The organism is Stenotrophomonas sp. YAU14A_MKIMI4_1, from assembly GCF_003086855.1.
Classification (GTDB): Bacteria; Pseudomonadota; Gammaproteobacteria; order Xanthomonadales; family Xanthomonadaceae; genus Stenotrophomonas.
In genome coordinates, this window is sequence record NZ_CP025998.1 from 3,507,328 (window position 1) to 3,522,763 (window position 15,436).

Sequence of the window (15,436 nt, forward strand, 5' to 3'; positions counted from 1 at the left end):
CGGGGTTCGTGCGGCGATCTTCGCAGGCCTTACTTGGCCGCGACGACCTTGGCCATTTCCAGGCACTTGTTGGAATAGCCCCACTCGTTGTCGTACCACGACACGAGCTTGACGAAGGTGCCGTCCAGGGCGATACCGGCGTCGGCATCGAACACCGAGGTGTGGGTTTCACCAACGAAATCGGTGGCCACCACCTTGTCTTCGGTGTAGCCCAGGATGCCCTTCAGCGCGCCTTCGCTCTGTGCCTTCACTTCGGCGCAGATCTCGGCGTAGGTGGCTTCCTTTTCCAGCTCGACGGTCAGGTCGACCACCGACACGTCCGAGGTCGGCACGCGGAAGCTCATGCCGGTCAGCTTCTTGTTCAGTTCCGGAATGACCACGCCCACGGCCTTGGCCGCACCGGTGGACGAGGGAATGATGTTTTCCAGGATGCCACGGCCGCCGCGCCAGTCCTTGTTGGACGGGCCGTCAACGGTCTTCTGGGTGGCGGTTGCCGCGTGCACGGTGGTCATCAGGCCACGCTTGATGCCCCACTTGTCGTTGATGACCTTGGCCAGCGGGGCCAGGCAGTTGGTGGTGCACGACGCGTTGGAAATGATGGCCTGGCCGGCGTAGGTCTTGTCGTTCACGCCGAACACGAACATCGGCGTGTCGTCCTTGGACGGGGCCGACATGATCACCTTCTTCGCGCCCGCATCGATGTGCTTCTGCGCGGTTTCCTTGGTCAGGAACAGGCCGGTGGCTTCCAGCACCACGTCGGCGCCGACTTCGTCCCACTTCAGGTTGGCCGGATCGCGTTCCTGGGTCAGGCGGATCTTCTTGCCGTTCACCAGCAGGTCGTTGCCCTGCACGGCCACGTCGGCCTTGAAGCGGCCGTGCACGGAGTCGTACTTGAGCATGTACGCCAGATAGTCCGGCTCCAGCAGATCGTTGATGGCCACGATTTCGATGTCGTCGCCGAAGTTCAGCACCGCCGAGCGCAGGACGTTGCGACCGATGCGACCGAAACCGTTGATACCAACCTTGATTGCCATGTTCTCAAGCTCCTGCGGCCGCGACGGGTGCGGCGGGATGGATAGGGCCCCCAAGTCTAGCAAACCGGGCCTGACCACCGTGGGCCAGACCCCCTGCTGGCAGGGGCCGCCGGGGGGATTTGATCCGGATCAAAGCGTTAGCGCGGCGTGAGACCGACACTGGTCCCATCAACCCCGCAACGAGAACACCCCCATGCGCACGCATTCCCCCCTGATCCTGGCCAGCCTGGCCGCCGCCCTGTCGCTGGCTGCCGCTCCGGCCATGGCCCAGTCCAAGGGCGACTGGACGGTTTCGGCCGGCGTCCACCAGGTCGCACCGAAGTCCAACAACGGCTCGCTGGCCGGCGGCACCCTGAAGGTGGACGTGGACAATGACGTGAAGCCGACCATTACCGGCGAATACTTCATTGCCGACAACCTGGGCATCGAAGTGCTGGCCGCCCTGCCGTTCAAGCACGACATCAACATCAACGGCCTGGGCCGGGTGGGCAGCAGCAAGCAGCTGCCGCCCGTGGTCACCCTGCAGTACCACTTCAACAGCAAGGGCAAGGTATCCCCGTTCGTGGGTGCCGGCCTGAACTACACCACCTTCTTCAGCGAAGACACCACCGGCGCGCTGGCCGGCAGCAAGCTGAAGCTGGAAGACTCCTGGGGCCTGGCCGCGCATGCCGGCGTGGACTTCGCCATTGGCGAAAAGGGCGCCCTGCGCGTGGACATGCGCTGGATCGACATCGACAGCAAGGTGAAGCTGGACGGCGAGAAGATCGGCACGGTGAACATCGATCCGCTGGTGTACGGCGTGTCGTACGTCTTCAAGTTCTGAGGAATGTTCTGAGTGCGGGGGCTACGCCCCCGCTCCCCCGTCTCGAGCAGCAACCGACCAAGCAAAAACGCTCGCAGCATGTTGCCCCGGTGTGTGTGCCGGGGCTTTTTTGATTGGGCGGGGCGGGTGGATTGCTCAGGACCCGCCGCAAGTACGTCCGTGTAGGCTCGTAGGCGCCATCCATGGCGCCTGCGGTCCCGAGCAATCCACCCGCCCCGCCCTTCCCATTTCCGCGCGCGTGCAAGCGAAGTCAAAATCCGCGCGCATGAGTTGAGTGGGCATTGGGTTTCATTGGTCTGCGGCCACTTCCACCCGGTTGCGGCCGGCGGCCTTGGCGCGGTAGAGCGCCTGGTCGGCCCTGGCCAGCGCCTGTTCCAGGGTGTCGCCGCCGTCGTCATGCCAGCGCGCCACGCCGATGCTGACGCTGACCACTGGCGCCGCATCGGAATCGGCATGGGCGATCGCCAGTGCCTGCACCTGCTGGCGCAGCTGTTCGAACGGTGCCGACTGCGGTTGGCCCGGCTGCCAATGGCCCAGCGCCACGAACTCTTCGCCACCATAGCGCGCCACCACCGAATCCACGTCGCGCAGCTGTGCAGACAATGCCGCGGCCACGGCATGCAGCACGGTGTCGCCGGCGGGGTGGCCGTGGTGGTCGTTGTAGCGCTTGAAGTAATCGATATCGATCATCGCGATGCGCAGCGCACCGCGCGGGTGTGGCGTGCGCAGGTAGTGCTGGAAGATCTGCCGGGCACGGCGGTCGAAGGCCCGGCGGTTCAGCAGGCCGGTCAGGCCATCGTGGTTGGCCAGTGCGTCCAGCCGCTGTTCGGCAATGAAGGTGGCACGTGCCTGGCGTTCGGAGATGTAACAGCCCACCATGCCCGCCACGTGCGTGGCCAGCACGAACATCAGCGCCTCGGCCAGGGCCGGCCCGGCCGGCAATACGTTCACTTCGGCCAGCACGAAGGCGGCGCTGATGACCGTGCCATTGAACGTGGCGACCTTGAAGCGCAACCCGCACAGGAAGTAGTTGAACAGCAGGAACAGGCTCACCCCTTCATAGGGATAGCCGGTTTCGGCGTGGTGCGCGGTCCACACCATGGCCACCAGGGCCAGCCCGCTGCACAGCACCATGGCCCCGCCGATGTACTGCTGGTAGCGGCGCCACGCCGGCAGATAGGTCATCACCACGCCCACCAGCAATGCCGGCAGCAGCACGCCCAAGCGCCAGCGCAGCACCACGGCGCCGATGTCGGGCGGCAACCACTGCTGGTCCAGCGCGATGAACAGCAGCGAGAAACAGGCGGCCACGGCGCAGGCCCAGCGCATGCGCCACAGCACCTGTGCATCAAACGCGGCGGCAAACCCGGATTCGTCGATCGGTACTGCGGTAACGCGCCTGTCGGTGCTGGTCATCGCCGTCCCCATGCGTGGCCGCGCCAGCCTATCGGCAACCGGATCAACGCGGCGTCGGCAGCGGGCCGCCGACGACGCGCCGCGTTGCGTCAATTCCCTGTCCGGCGGCGCCGCTAGAATGGGCGGATGAAAGCCCTGCACTCCCTGTTCCTCGCCGCCGCGCTCGCCCCGGCCCTGCTGACCCTGTCCGCGCCCGCCCATGCCTGGGGCGCACAAGGCCACCGTCTGGTGGCCGAGGTGGCCGAAACCCGCCTGAACCCCACGGCCCGTGCCGAAGTGGACCGCCTGCTGGCCACCGAACCCGGCGCCACCCTGGCCAGCATCGCGCCCTGGGCCGACCAGCTGCGCGCCAAGGACCCCGGCCTGGGCCGCCGCTCGGCCGGCTGGCACTACGTGAACATCGCCGAAGACGGCTGCCATTACGAAGCCCCCAAGCACTGCAAAAACGGCAACTGCATCGTGGAAGCCCTGAAGGCGCAGAGCGCGATCCTGGGCGACCGCCAGCTGACCGATGGCGAGCGCCTGCAGGCGCTGAAGTTCGTGGTGCACCTGGTGGGTGACGTACACCAGCCGATGCACGCCGGTTATGGCCACGACAAGGGCGGCAACGATTTCCAGCTGCAGTTCGGCAACCGCGGTACCAACCTGCATTCGCTGTGGGACAGCGGCATGCTCAACACCCGCAAGCTGGATGACAGCGGCTACCTGCCGGTGCTGCGCGCACTGCCGGCGCCGAAGCTGGCGCGCCAGTCCAACCCGCAGCAGGATCCGCAGCGCTGGGCCGAAGCCAGCTGCCGCATTTCGGTGCAACCCGGCGTTTACCCGGCTTCGCGCAAGATCGGCGATGAATACACCGCGCGCTACCGCCCGGTGGCCGAGGCGCAGCTGCGGCTGGCCGGTGAAAACCTTGCCCAGCTGCTGAACCGCGTGCTGGGCACACGCTGAGGAGGTTCCATGTCGGTCCAGGTCCAATCCTTCTTCCACCGCGACAGCAATACCTTCAGCTATCTGGTCAGTGATCCGGCCAGTGGCGAGGCGGCGTTGATCGATCCGGTCCTGGATTACGACCCGGACACCGACGCCAGCAGCGACGCGCCCGTGCGCCCGCTGCTGCAGGCCATCGAACAGCAGGGCATGCAGCTGCGATGGCTGCTGGAAACCCACGCCCACGCCGACCACGTGTCGGCAGGGCGCCAGTTGAAGGCGCGGTTCCCGCAGGCCACGCTGGCCATCGGCGAAGGCATCCGCGCCGTACAGGCCACCTTCGCGCCGCGCTACGGCCTGGACATGCCGGCGCAGCACGCGCACTTCGACCATCTGTTCAGCGATGGCGAAACCTTCGCGCTGGGTACGCTGCAGGGCCGCATCATCGCGGTGCCGGGCCACACCAGCGACAGCATCGCTTATCTGATCGACGATGCACTGTTCACCGGCGACTCGCTGTTCATGCCCGATGGCGGCACCGCCCGCTGTGATTTCCCGGGCGGCGACGCGGCGCAGCTGTACCGCTCCATCCAGCGCCTGCTGGCGCTGCCCGATGCCACCCGCGTGTTCGTCTGCCACGACTACGGCCCGGGTGGCCGTGCGATTGCCAATGAAACCACCATCGGCGCGCAGCGTGCGCACAACATCCACGTGCATGACGGCGTGGATGAAGCCGCGTTTGTCAGCGTGCGGCAGGCACGCGATGCCACCCTGGCCGAACCGAAGCTGATGCAGCCGGCGGTGAAGGCCAATATCCAGGGCGGGGCCTGAGAGCAGCGGCCAGGGTCGGCCGGGCATGGCCCGGCGCTACCGTGTTCCTGTCAGGCGCTATCGGCCCTGCGTGCGCACCACGTGCTGGCCCTTCACGATTTCGAAGGTGAAGGCGTACTGCAGGGTGACCGCCACCGGTTCGATGCTGTCGGCGCCCTTGCAGTCGCTGCGGTCTTCGGGCGTCTTGCCGGCGGCGAAACGACAGACCGCCGCCGGGGAATACTTCCACTGCGCGACCGCGTCCTGCGCGGCCTGCAGCAGCGGGGCATTCTCCGTCGCTGCGCCCGCGCTGCATTCCGTGCGGTCGGTCAGCGGCGTGCTGCGTTCAACCCCGCCCTGCGCGTCCACCACCACCTGCAGGCAGACCGTGGTTGGCGGCAACGCGGTGCGTGGATCGCGCTCGCCCACCACCGGGTCCGGTGCCGCATACAACTGCGGCATCCGGTAGCCCTCGCTGGCGGCCAGCGCGTACGGCTGGACCTGCCCCGCACCACCGGCCGCATCGGGCTGCAGGCGCTGGTGGCCGACGCTCTCATTGCGGGTATCGACCGTGGTCAGGCGTTCATGGCTGGCGCACCCGGCCAGCAGCGCGGCTGCGATGCAGAGCGGTGCGCCCTTCATCGCTCCCCTCACTGCGCCTGTCCGCCGGCAGCTTCGGTGTTGTCCATGGCGTAGGTGATCGGGATGCGCAGCTTGCCCGCCACCGCCTTGCCATTCTTCATCGCCGGCGTGTAGGTCCATTTGCGCGCCGCTGCGATCGAGGCCGCTTCAAACACGCCGGGGTTGGTCGCACTTTCCACCTTCACGTCGGTGACGATGCCCTTGGCATCGACGGCCACGATCAGGTTCACCACACCGGTCTGGCGCTTCTCGATGGCGTCGGCCGGATAGCTCGGCGGTGACATCTTCTGGGTCTGGATCGGCCTGTCCAGGCCGGCCTTGGCAGCATCCGCCGCGGCGTGCTGGAACGGTTCGGCGCTGACCGACGGCGTGCCCGTCACCGCCCCCTGGCTGGCCCACGCCAACGCCGCCCCACCCATGCACAGACCCACCAGCAACAGCTGGCCCGACACCTTCGACAATGCCTTCCGCTTCGACTGCTTCAACATGGCGATACGCTCCTTCAACTCGGGTTGGCTGCGCCAATGGCAGGCCATCGGCGCAACCGGGTGGACCAGCTGCGCCTTCAGCAGCGTGCTGGCGTAGAGACGGCGCTGCGAGGGCTGGGTGGCGACGGTGCGTGCATCGCAGGCCAGTTCCTGGTCGCGCAGGAAACGGCGCGCGGCCCAGGGCAGCAACGGGTGGAACCAGAACACCGTGCGCGCCAGCAGCAGGCCGCCATTGGCCCAGTGATCGCCGTTGCGGCGATGGCTGCGTTCGTGCAGCAGGATCAGCGCCTGCTCATGGGCATCGAACTGCTGGTCGAAGTGCGGGCCAACCACGATGCGCGGCCGCCACAGCCCCACCAGCGCGGGCAGGCCAGGGTCGGCGCTGGCCTGCCAGCTGCCATCGGCACGCGCCTGCAGGGGGCCCAGCGTCTGCTCGAAACGGCGTTGCGCACGCAGCGCGCGCAGCAGCTGCAGGCCGGCCCCCAGCGCCCAGGCCACGGCCAGCAACCACGGCCACAGCGGCAACTGCGCGGCAGGCCCTTCCACGGTGCCTGGCACCACTTTGAATGGCAGCGTGGGCACGTGCTGCAGCACCGGCAATGCCGGCACGGGCAGCAGCAGGGCCAGCAGCAGCAGCGGCAACAGCCACCAGCTGCGATAGGCCAGTTCCGCACCGCCCAGCGTTACCAGCACGGGCCGCACGGCCGCCAGCAGCAGCACACCCAACGCCAGCCCCAGGCTGGCCTGCCACAGTCCATCGAGCAGCTCATTCATCGTCCATCTCCTGGATCAGCTTCTTCAGTTCGGCAATGTCCTGTGCCGTCAGCTGCCCGCGCTCGCTGAAGTGGGCCACCAGCGGCGCCACCCGGCCATCGAACACGCGGCCGATGAAGTCCTGGCTCTGCATGTCCACCCATGCCTGGCGTTGCAGCAGCGGCAGGTACAGGTAGCGACGGCCGTCGCGTTCGGCGGCAATGGCGCCCTTGGTCAGCAGGCGGTTGAGCAGGGTCTTGATGGTCGGCTCGGCCCAGTTGCGGTGGGCCAGCGCGGCGACCACGTCGTCTGCGCTGCGCGGCGACTGCTGCCACAGCACCTCCATCACGATGGCTTCGGCTTCACTGATCGCGCTCATTGTTTACATCCGTAATCGACAGTTCGATTACGCGCGTAATCGAACGCGCTGTCAAGCCCCTCGACATGCGGTTCATCTGCCCCGGACCAGCATCGAAGCCACCGCCCACGGAGCCTGCATGAAGCCGCTGCGCAAGAAGGACTACCCCGTCGAGGACGCACGCCGGTTCCTGGAACCGGGCCCGATCGTGCTGGTCAGCACGGCGGCGCAGGGCCAGCGCAACCTGATGACGATGGGCTGGCACATGGTGATGGGCTTCTCGCCGTCGCTGGTGGCCACTTATCTGTGGAACGAGAACCACAGCTTCGCACTGGCCCGGGACAGCGGCGAATGCGTGATCAATGTGCCCGGCGTGGAGCTGCTGGACACGGTGGTGGACATCGGCAACTGCAGCGGCCGCGACCTCGACAAGTTCGCCCACTTCGGCCTGGACGCGCTGCCGGCGCGCGACGTGGCCGCGCCGCTGGTGGGCCAGTGCCATTCCTGCTTCGAGTGCCGCCTGTACGACGACAGCCAGGTGCAGTCGAGCAATCTTTTCATCTGGGAAATCGTGCGCGCACACGTGGCGCCGCGGCCGAAACTGCCGCGCACGTTCCACTACCGCGGCGATGGCCAGTTCATGCTGTCCGGCGCCGAAGTCTCGCGTCGACGGCGGTTCAAGCCCGACATGCTGTAATGCCCGCACTCCCCCGTACGCAGGACCTTGCCGCATGACCGAACACCTGACCGACCTGGACGCCGCCGTTGACTGGCTGTTCGCGCGCGTGGACGGGCCGCTGCGGGTGGGTGCGCCGCTGGCGCTGGGCAAGCCGCACCGGCTGTTGAACGCCTTGTATACGCGGGTGGAAACAGATCCGTCGCGACCGCTGCAGCTGTACACCGCGCTGTCGCTGAACCCGCCCAAGGCGCGCGGCGATGGCCTGGAGGCGCGCTTCATGGCGCCGTTCGTGCAGCGCCATTTCGGCGAGGATTTCCCGCGCCTGGCCTATGCCGATGCCATCGCCCGCGATGCACTGCCGGCGCATGTGCAGGTGGAAGAGTTCTACATGCAGTCCGGCGCGCTGCTGGGGTCGCGGCAGGCGCAGTCCAGCTACACCAGCCTGAACTACACGCACGCGGCCGATGCGGTGGCCCAGCGCGCGCCGCAGGTGATCGTGCAGAAGGTGGCCATGCGCCCGGATGATCGCCGGCTGTCGTTGTCCTGCAACAACGACATCACCCAGGACACGCTGGATGCGATTGCCGCACGCGGCCTGCCGCGCCCGTTGCTGGTGGCCGAGATCGATCCGCAGCTGCCCTACCTGGGCGGTTCGGCCACGGTGGATGTGTCCTTCTTCGACCTGGTGATCACCCCGCCGCCGCCCTACCCCGCGCTGTTCGGCCTGCCGCGGCAGCCGGTGGCCGACGCCGACTACGCCATCGGCCTGTACGCCAGCACCCTGGTGCGCGATGGCGGCACGCTGCAGATCGGCATCGGCACCCTGGCCGACGCGCTCAGCCACGCGCTGGTGCTGCGCCATACCGACAACGCGCGTTACCGGCGCGTGCTGCATGCGCTGGACCCGCAGCTGGCCAGCCATCCGCTGGTGCAGGAAATCGGCGGGCTGGAGCCCTTCGACGTGGGCTTGTACGGCTGCAGCGAAATGCTCAACGAGGGCTTCCGCCGGCTGGTGCAGACCGGGGTGATCAAGCGCAAGGTGCACGACGACCTGGCCCTGATGCAGCGCATCGAAAACGGCAGCACGCTGTCGATCGACCATGCCACGCTGGCCGCCGAGGGTGAATACCTGCACGGCGCGTTCTACCTGGGTTCGCCGGAATTCTACGAATGGCTGCGCACCCTGCCTGAAGACGAATGCCGCGCGATCGGCATGCGCCGCATCAGCGAGATCAACCAGCTCTATGGTGGCAACGAGACGCTGGAGCGCCTGCAGCGCCGCCATGCGCGCTTCTTCAATTCCTGCATGATGGCCACCGCGCTGGGCGCGGCAGTGTCGGACGCGCTGGACGATGGGCGCGTGGTCTCGGGCGTGGGTGGCCAGTACAACTTCGTGGCCATGGCCCATGCCCTGCCGGAAGCACGCAGCGTGCTGATGTTCCGCGCCGCACGCGACGACAAAGGACAGCGCGCCTCGAACGTGCGCTGGAACTACGGCCACACCACCATTCCGCGGCACCTGCGCGATATCTATCTGAACGAGTACGGCATTGCCGATCTGCGCGGCTTGACCGACGAGGACTGCGCGCAGGCGATGACCGCGATCACGGAAGCGCCGTTCCAGACCGCACTGCTGGAGCAGGCGCACGCGGCGCGCAAACTGCGTGCCGCGCAGCAGCCGGATCCGCAGCGACTGCAGCGCAACACGCCGGCCGCGTTGGCGGCGGCGCTGGCGCCCTTCCGCAGTGATGGCACCCTGCCCGACTACCCGCTGGGCAGTGACTTCAACGAGATCGAACAGGTCTTGGTGAAGGCACTGGGCTGGCTGAAGGCGAATACGCAGACGCGCGGCGCGACGCTGCGCACGGCGTGGGCCGCGCTGCGCCAGCCGGCCGGCGATGGCGATGCGGTGTACCTGCAGCGCATGGGGCTGCAGGCGCCGAAGGATTTTGGCGAGCGCTTGAACGCGCGGCTGCTGCGGCTGGCGTTGGCGCGCACCGCGTAATCGCAGCGATGGTAGCGCCGGGCCATGCCCGGCGGAACGGTAGCGCCGGGCCATGCCCGGCGGAAAAGCTTCTGTGCCAACCAAGGTTGGCACCTACCAGGCTGCGGCGGCACGCTATGCTGTGCCGATGAACGACGATTCCCGTTTCCTGCACGACCTGCAGCAACGCCAGGCCGCAGGCGATGACCTGCGCTATCTGTGTTTCTGGGGCCACTAGCCGCGCAGCGGTGTGTCTGCGTCCTGCTTCAGCCAGTGGTACGACGCCGGCTTCGACATTGAGGGCGTGCACTACCGCACCGCCGAGCACTACATGATGGCCGGCAAGGCGCGGCTGTTCGGCGCAACCGTCCTGCTCGACAAGATCATCGCCAGCGCCACGCCGGACAAGGCCAAGGCGCTGGGCCGCCAGATCGAAGGCTTCGATGAAGCGCGCTGGGTGCAGGCGCGCTACGACCTGGTGGTGGCCGGCAACCGCGCCAAGTTCAGCCAGAACCCGGAACTGGGCGCCTTCCTGCGCGCCACGGCGGGTTGGGTGCTGGTGGAAGCCAGCCCGGTGGATTTCATCTGGGGCATCGGCCTGGCCAAGGACCACGCCGACGCGCACAACCCGGCGCAATGGCGCGGGCTGAACCTGCTGGGCTTTGCATTGATGGATGTGCGCGAGGCGATGTAGCGCTCATCCACGCATGGCGTGGATCTACTGCGGGCGGTTCAAGGCTTCGGGGAGATCGAGACGCGCGATCGCAGGATGCTCGCGATGTTCTGCCTGCCAGAGATCGTAGGCCGCTTGCATCGCCAACCACATCCGGGCATTTCCCAGACCGGCCAGTTCCAAGCGGTACGCCAGCTCGGCAGAAATGCCTGCATGGCCGTTGATGACCGTCGACAATTGCCCACGTGAGTACCCGAGGTGGTGCGCGAGCGCACTGATGGACATCTTGATCGTCGGCAGGATGTCTTCGCGTAGCGCTTCCCCAGGATGGGGCGGATCATGCAGCGGCATCGGATAGCTTCCTAGTGATAATCAAGGTAGTCGACCAGTTCAACATCGAGACCGCGGAAGCGAAAAACCAGTCGCCAATGCGCTGACACGCTTACCGACCAGTATCCCTTGTAGCTGCCACGCAAGGGGTGCAGGCGATTGCCTGGCAGCCCCATGTCTCCAGGCGTATGGGCCTGGTCCAACTGGTGAAGCAGGCGCCGCAAGCGTGCAACATGATCGGCGCGGACACCCGATGCGTCCCCACGCTCATAAAGTGTCCTCAGTCCTTTGTGCTGGAAGCTGACGATCACCCCAGCACACTGTAAGGCATCACCTTACACCCTGCAATTGCGCAATCATTGTGCACACGCGCCTCCAGGCCCAGAAGCTGGCTGGCTCTTGCTGCGGCCACCCGAGGATCCTGTTGTCGCAGGGAATGCCGTACCGGCGGAAGAGGCCATAGCGTCATCGACATCGACACGGCGGTCAGTGCCGATCGGAAAACAAGAAAGGCCGGCTTGCGCCGGCCTTTCCCTTTCTGCTTCGCGACGCGGCTTACAGCGCCTTGGCTGCTTCCACCACGTGCGTGGCGGTGATGCCGAAGTGCTGGTACAGCTTGTCGGCCGGGGCCGAAGCGCCGAAGGTGTCGATGCCGATCACGGCACCGTCCAGGCCAACGAACTGGCGCCAGAAGCCGGTCACGCCGGCTTCCACCGCCACGCGCTTGCGCACGGCGTTGGGCAGCACCGATTCACGGTAGGCCGCATCCTGGCGCAGGAACACGTCGGTGGACGGCATGGACACCACGCGGGTCTTCAGGCCGGCGGCATCCAGCTGCGCCTTGGCTTCGGTGGCCAGAGACACTTCCGAACCGGTGGCGATCAGGATCACGTCCGGGGTGCCGACCGCATCGGCCAGCACGTAGCCGCCGCGTTCGATCTGCGCGATCTGCCCGGCATCGCGCGGCTGGTGCGGCAGGTTCTGGCGGCTGAACACCAGGCAGCTCGGACCGTCCTGACGGGTGATCGCTGCCTTCCAGCTCACCGCCGATTCCACCGCATCGCAGGGGCGCCACACATCGTTGTTCGGGATGTAGCGCAGCGAGGCCAGGTGTTCCACCGGCTGGTGGGTCGGGCCGTCTTCGCCCAGGCCGATCGAGTCGTGGGTGTAGACGTGGATGGCATGGGCCGGGATCAGCGCGCTCATGCGCACGCCGTTGCGGGCGTAGTCGCTGAACACCAGGAAGGTGGCATCGAACGGAATGAAGCCACCGTGCAGGGCCAGACCATTGGCAATGGCGGTCATGCCGAACTCGCGCACGCCGTAGTACACGTAGTTGGCGTTGGCGTCGTCGCTGGCGACCGACTTGCTGCCCTTCCACAGGGTCAGGTTGGAGTGCGCCAGGTCAGCCGAACCGCCGACGATTTCCGGCAGCAGCGGGGCGAAGGCTTCGATGGCCAGCTGCGAGGCCTTGCGCGAAGCGATCGTCGGGCCTTCAGCGGCCACCTGGGCGATGTAGGCATCGGCCTTGGCGACGAAGTCGGCCGGCAGTTCGCCGTGCGAGCGACGGGTCAGTTCGGCGGCTTCGGCAGGGAACTGCGCGGCGTACTTGTCGAACTGCTGTTCCCATTCGGCCTGGCGCAGGGTGCCGGTACCGCCGGCACGCCAGCCGGCGTAGATCTCTTCGGGAATCTCGAACGGACCGTAGTTCCAGCCCAGCTGCTTGCGGGTGGCTTCCAGTTCGTCCTTGCCCAGCGGCGCGCCGTGGCTGGATTCCTTGCCGGCCTTGTTCGGCGAACCGAAACCAATCGTGGTGCGGCAGCAGATCAGGGTCGGCTTGTCGTCCTGCGACAGGGCCGCTTCGATGCCAGCCTTGATGCTTTCCGGATCGTGGCCATCGACATCGCGCACCACGTTCCAGCCGTAGGCCTCGAAACGCTCGGGGGTGTTGTCGGTGAACCAGCCTTCGACGTTGCCGTCGATGGAGATGTGGTTGTTGTCCCAGAAGCAGACCAGCTTGTGCAGGCCCCAGGTGCCGGCCAGCGAAGCGGCTTCATGCGAAACGCCTTCCATCAGGCAGCCATCGCCCATGAACACCCAGGTGCGGTGGTCGACGATTTCCAGCTCCGGGCGGTTGAAGCGCTGTGCCAGCAGCTTCTCGGCCAGAGCGAAGCCCACGGCGTTGGCAAAACCCTGGCCCAGCGGGCCGGTGGTGGTTTCCACGCCCGGGGTCTCGTGGCGTTCCGGGTGGCCGGCGGTGTGGCTGCCCAGCTGGCGGAACTGCTTGAGCTGTTCGATCGGCAGGTCGTAGCCGCTCAGGTGCAGCAGGGCGTACTGCAGCATCGAGCCGTGGCCGTTGGACAGCACGAAGCGGTCGCGGTTGAACCACTGCGGGTTGTTCGGGTTGTGCCGGAGATAGTCGTTCCAGAGGACTTCGGCGATATCGGCCATGCCCATGGGCATGCCGGGGTGGCCGGACTTTGCGGTTTCAACCGCATCGGCGGCAAGGAAGCGGATGGCGTTGGCCAACTGGCGACGGGTAGGCTGCGTCATGGTTCTGTCGGAATCGGGAGGCGGCCGCGGACGTGCGGGCCCCCCATTGTCCCACAGACCCGGGGCCGGGTTCAGGCGTAGGGCCAGATCCCTTGCCAGAGAAAGGGATCTGGCCCCGCCCGCCGCTTACTTCGGGGCGGCGGCCTCGATCACGGCGCACATCGACTTCTTCTGGAAGTCCTCGCCGGTGGCGTAGGTGGCCGGAGTGGTCTTGGTCACGGTGATCTTCGAGCCCTTGCCCTCGGCCTCGATCAGCACGTTCCACGGCAGGGTGGTCTGGCCGCCGTTGAACTGGACGTTCTGCTCCATGGTGAGCATGCCCAGGTCCTTGTCCACGGTGGCGACCTTCAGGCCCGACTTCACGCCTTCGATCTGGATGCGCTTGAGCGCGTCAGCCGGGGTCGCGTTGGGCACTACGTCCCAGGTGGTGAAGGTGCGCCCGGCGAAGAAGCTGCCGGTCTTGGTGTAGTTGGTTTCACAGGCCTTCTGGGCATTGGCGTCGAAGGCCAGCAGGCCCAGGGCGGCGACCATCACGTACGAAATCCTCATTTCTGCTCCCGTTCGCACGGCGCCAATCCCGACGCCTTCCATGCGTCGGGATAGTATCCATGGCATTCAGGGCGCGTTCAATCGCGTGGCGCAGCCGGCTCCGGGCCATCGTGCGCTTCGCCCTTGGCCACCAGGGTAGTCAGGGCCAGGTCGCCGGTCACGTTCAGGGCGGTGCGGCACATGTCCAGGAAGTGGTTCACGCCCAGGATCAGGCCGATGCCCAGCGGGTTCACCCCGACCATGGCACAGATCATGGCCACCACCGGCAGCGAGCCGGACGGCACGCCGGCCGTACCGATGCCGCCCAGGATGCACACGGCCATGACCATGATCTGCTGGCCGATGCTCAGGTCCACGCCGAAGAACTGGGCCAGGAAGATGACCGTCACGCCCTCGAACAGCGCAGTGCCGTTCTGGTTGGCGGTCGCGCCCACGGTCAGCACGAAGCGCGACACGCGCTGCGGCAGGCCCATCTGGTCGGCCACGCGCAGGGCGGTGGGCAGGGTCGCGTTGCTGGATGCGGTGGAGAAGGCCATCACCGTCGCTTCCTGGGTATCGCGGAAGAACGACAGCGGCGAACGGCCCGACAGCCACACGGCGGTGCCGTAGGTCACCACCATGTGCAGGCCCAGGGCCAGCACCACCACGCCCACGTAGGCGCCCAGGCGGATGATCAGCTCGAAGCCGAACAGTGCGGCCAGGTTGAACATGAAGCAGGCCACCGCATACGGGGCCAGGCGGATGACCAGGTTGATTAGGGTCATCGAGATTTCGAACACGCCCTCGATGGCGCGGCGCAGCGGCGCAACCTTCTCATCGTCGGTCAGCACCATACCGATGCCGAACATCAGGGCGAAGAACATCAGCGACAGGATGGCGCCGTTGTCCGAAGCGGCCTGCAGCACGTTGCTGGGCACGATCGACAGCAGCATGTCCATGCCCTTGGGCGTGCCATGGATGCCGGCCACGATTTCCTTGCTGCGCTCGGCGTTTTCCGAAAGCATCAGCGCGGCCGTCTGCGGGTCCACGCCGGCGCCGGGCTTGAGCACATTCACCAGCACCAGGCCGATGCCCACGGCAATGCCGGACAGCAGCACGGTGTAGGCCAGGGTCTTCCAGCCGATGCGGCCGAGGGCGCGGATATCGCCCATTTCCGACACACCCATGATGAGTGCCGAGAAGATCAGCGGCACGATCAGCATGAAGATCAGGTTGAGGAACAGGCCCGAGGCGGGCGTGGTGATGTAGTCCATCACCCACTTGGCGCCGGTCTGCAGGCCTTCCACGCTGCCACCCAGGGCGTGCACGATCAGTCCCAGGACCAGGCCGATCGCGAAGCCGATGCCCATCTTCCAGTGCAGGGGCAACTTCTTCTTGCCGGCAGCAGCTGCTGTCATATGCGGGGTTCCTCGAAAAATGA

Annotated in this window: 16 protein-coding genes; 6 read left to right on the forward strand and 10 right to left on the reverse strand. The window is 66.6% G+C overall.

Annotated elements, in window-relative coordinates; translation table 11 throughout:
- Nucleotides 1-29: 29 nt before the first annotated feature.
- The gene (gap, locus tag C1931_RS15955) at nucleotides 30-1,034 is read right to left on the reverse strand and encodes a type I glyceraldehyde-3-phosphate dehydrogenase (protein ID WP_019660012.1); all 1,005 of its coding nucleotides are present in this window, start codon (nucleotides 1,032-1,034) and stop codon (nucleotides 30-32) included.
- A 193-nt stretch (nucleotides 1,035-1,227) separates the two neighbouring features.
- Here gap and C1931_RS15960 point away from each other — a divergent pair, with 193 nt between their 5' ends.
- Nucleotides 1,228-1,857: an OmpW family outer membrane protein gene (locus C1931_RS15960; protein WP_108757037.1), complete on the forward strand. Its 630-nt coding sequence runs from the start codon at nucleotides 1,228-1,230 to the stop codon at nucleotides 1,855-1,857.
- Nucleotides 1,858-2,145: 288 nt separating this feature from the next.
- On the opposite strand, the gene C1931_RS20345 is transcribed toward C1931_RS15960, so the two are convergent.
- Entirely contained in the window at nucleotides 2,146-3,273 is a 1,128-nt protein-coding gene (locus C1931_RS20345; protein WP_159093626.1) for a GGDEF domain-containing protein, read from the reverse strand.
- A 126-nt stretch (nucleotides 3,274-3,399) separates the two neighbouring features.
- Here C1931_RS20345 and C1931_RS15970 point away from each other — a divergent pair, with 126 nt between their 5' ends.
- Nucleotides 3,400-4,218: a S1/P1 nuclease gene (locus C1931_RS15970; protein ID WP_108757789.1), complete on the forward strand. Its 819-nt coding sequence runs from the start codon at nucleotides 3,400-3,402 to the stop codon at nucleotides 4,216-4,218.
- Between the two features lie 9 nt (nucleotides 4,219-4,227).
- The gene (locus C1931_RS15975; RefSeq protein ID WP_108757039.1) at nucleotides 4,228-5,028 is read left to right on the forward strand and encodes an MBL fold metallo-hydrolase; all 801 of its coding nucleotides are present in this window, start codon (nucleotides 4,228-4,230) and stop codon (nucleotides 5,026-5,028) included.
- Nucleotides 5,029-5,085: 57 nt separating this feature from the next.
- On the opposite strand, the gene C1931_RS15980 is transcribed toward C1931_RS15975, so the two are convergent.
- Genes C1931_RS15980 through C1931_RS15990 form a run of 3 tightly spaced genes read right to left on the reverse strand, consistent with a single transcriptional unit; the run spans nucleotide 5,086 to nucleotide 7,269 of the window.
- Nucleotides 5,086-5,649 (reverse strand): hypothetical protein, encoded by a 564-nt coding sequence (locus C1931_RS15980; RefSeq protein ID WP_108757040.1) that lies wholly within the window; start codon nucleotides 5,647-5,649, stop codon nucleotides 5,086-5,088.
- Nucleotides 5,650-5,657: 8 nt separating this feature from the next.
- Complete coding sequence (locus tag C1931_RS15985) at nucleotides 5,658-6,911, reverse strand: TonB family protein (protein ID WP_108757041.1); 1,254 nt, start codon at nucleotides 6,909-6,911, stop codon at nucleotides 5,658-5,660.
- Complete coding sequence (locus tag C1931_RS15990; RefSeq protein ID WP_108757042.1) at nucleotides 6,904-7,269, reverse strand: BlaI/MecI/CopY family transcriptional regulator; 366 nt, start codon at nucleotides 7,267-7,269, stop codon at nucleotides 6,904-6,906. Before C1931_RS15990 ends, C1931_RS15985 begins: the two co-directional genes overlap by 8 nt.
- Before the next feature lie 118 nt (nucleotides 7,270-7,387).
- Here C1931_RS15990 and C1931_RS15995 point away from each other — a divergent pair, with 118 nt between their 5' ends.
- The 3 genes from C1931_RS15995 (at nucleotide 7,388) to C1931_RS16005 (ending at nucleotide 10,605) form a co-directional block, all read left to right on the forward strand.
- Entirely contained in the window at nucleotides 7,388-7,945 is a 558-nt protein-coding gene (locus C1931_RS15995; RefSeq protein WP_108757043.1) for a flavin reductase family protein, read from the forward strand.
- Nucleotides 7,946-7,979: 34 nt separating this feature from the next.
- On the forward strand, nucleotides 7,980-9,932 hold the full coding sequence (locus C1931_RS16000) for an acetyl-CoA hydrolase/transferase C-terminal domain-containing protein (protein ID WP_108757044.1): 1,953 nt from the start codon (nucleotides 7,980-7,982) through the stop codon (nucleotides 9,930-9,932).
- Between the two features lie 229 nt (nucleotides 9,933-10,161).
- Nucleotides 10,162-10,605: an NADAR family protein gene (locus C1931_RS16005; RefSeq protein ID WP_234412837.1), complete on the forward strand. Its 444-nt coding sequence runs from the start codon at nucleotides 10,162-10,164 to the stop codon at nucleotides 10,603-10,605.
- Between the two features lie 24 nt (nucleotides 10,606-10,629).
- Here C1931_RS16005 and C1931_RS16010 read toward each other — a convergent pair whose 3' ends face one another.
- From C1931_RS16010 to C1931_RS16030, 5 genes are all read right to left on the reverse strand, one after another.
- Entirely contained in the window at nucleotides 10,630-10,935 is a 306-nt protein-coding gene (locus tag C1931_RS16010; RefSeq protein WP_108750948.1) for a HigA family addiction module antitoxin, read from the reverse strand.
- Between the two features lie 11 nt (nucleotides 10,936-10,946).
- Nucleotides 10,947-11,225: a type II toxin-antitoxin system RelE/ParE family toxin gene (locus tag C1931_RS16015; RefSeq protein WP_108757045.1), complete on the reverse strand. Its 279-nt coding sequence runs from the start codon at nucleotides 11,223-11,225 to the stop codon at nucleotides 10,947-10,949.
- Nucleotides 11,226-11,469: 244 nt separating this feature from the next.
- The gene (tkt, locus tag C1931_RS16020; protein WP_108757046.1) at nucleotides 11,470-13,467 is read right to left on the reverse strand and encodes a transketolase; all 1,998 of its coding nucleotides are present in this window, start codon (nucleotides 13,465-13,467) and stop codon (nucleotides 11,470-11,472) included.
- A 126-nt stretch (nucleotides 13,468-13,593) separates the two neighbouring features.
- On the reverse strand, nucleotides 13,594-14,016 hold the full coding sequence (locus tag C1931_RS16025; RefSeq protein ID WP_234412838.1) for a hypothetical protein: 423 nt from the start codon (nucleotides 14,014-14,016) through the stop codon (nucleotides 13,594-13,596).
- 77 nt (nucleotides 14,017-14,093) lie between these two features.
- On the reverse strand, nucleotides 14,094-15,413 hold the full coding sequence (locus C1931_RS16030; RefSeq protein ID WP_108750951.1) for a dicarboxylate/amino acid:cation symporter: 1,320 nt from the start codon (nucleotides 15,411-15,413) through the stop codon (nucleotides 14,094-14,096).
- Nucleotides 15,414-15,436 lie beyond the last annotated feature (23 nt).

Coding starts and splice junctions, on each gene's coding strand:
- C1931_RS15960 (WP_108757037.1), top strand. CDS start 1,228: ATGCGCACGCATTCCCCCCTGATCCTGGCCAGCCTGGCCGCCGCCCTG.
- C1931_RS15995 (WP_108757043.1), top strand. CDS start 7,388: ATGAAGCCGCTGCGCAAGAAGGACTACCCCGTCGAGGACGCACGCCGG.
- C1931_RS16010 (WP_108750948.1), bottom strand. CDS start 10,935: ATGCCGCTGCATGATCCGCCCCATCCTGGGGAAGCGCTACGCGAAGAC.
- C1931_RS16030 (WP_108750951.1), bottom strand. CDS start 15,413: ATGACAGCAGCTGCTGCCGGCAAGAAGAAGTTGCCCCTGCACTGGAAG.
- C1931_RS15985 (WP_108757041.1), bottom strand. CDS start 6,911: ATGAATGAGCTGCTCGATGGACTGTGGCAGGCCAGCCTGGGGCTGGCG.
- C1931_RS15990 (WP_108757042.1), bottom strand. CDS start 7,269: ATGAGCGCGATCAGTGAAGCCGAAGCCATCGTGATGGAGGTGCTGTGG.
- C1931_RS16000 (WP_108757044.1), top strand. CDS start 7,980: ATGACCGAACACCTGACCGACCTGGACGCCGCCGTTGACTGGCTGTTC.
- C1931_RS15980 (WP_108757040.1), bottom strand. CDS start 5,649: ATGAAGGGCGCACCGCTCTGCATCGCAGCCGCGCTGCTGGCCGGGTGC.
- C1931_RS15975 (WP_108757039.1), top strand. CDS start 4,228: ATGTCGGTCCAGGTCCAATCCTTCTTCCACCGCGACAGCAATACCTTC.
- gap (WP_019660012.1), bottom strand. CDS start 1,034: ATGGCAATCAAGGTTGGTATCAACGGTTTCGGTCGCATCGGTCGCAAC.
- C1931_RS20345 (WP_159093626.1), bottom strand. CDS start 3,273: ATGACCAGCACCGACAGGCGCGTTACCGCAGTACCGATCGACGAATCC.
- tkt (WP_108757046.1), bottom strand. CDS start 13,467: ATGACGCAGCCTACCCGTCGCCAGTTGGCCAACGCCATCCGCTTCCTT.
- C1931_RS16025 (WP_234412838.1), bottom strand. CDS start 14,016: ATGAGGATTTCGTACGTGATGGTCGCCGCCCTGGGCCTGCTGGCCTTC.
- C1931_RS15970 (WP_108757789.1), top strand. CDS start 3,400: ATGAAAGCCCTGCACTCCCTGTTCCTCGCCGCCGCGCTCGCCCCGGCC.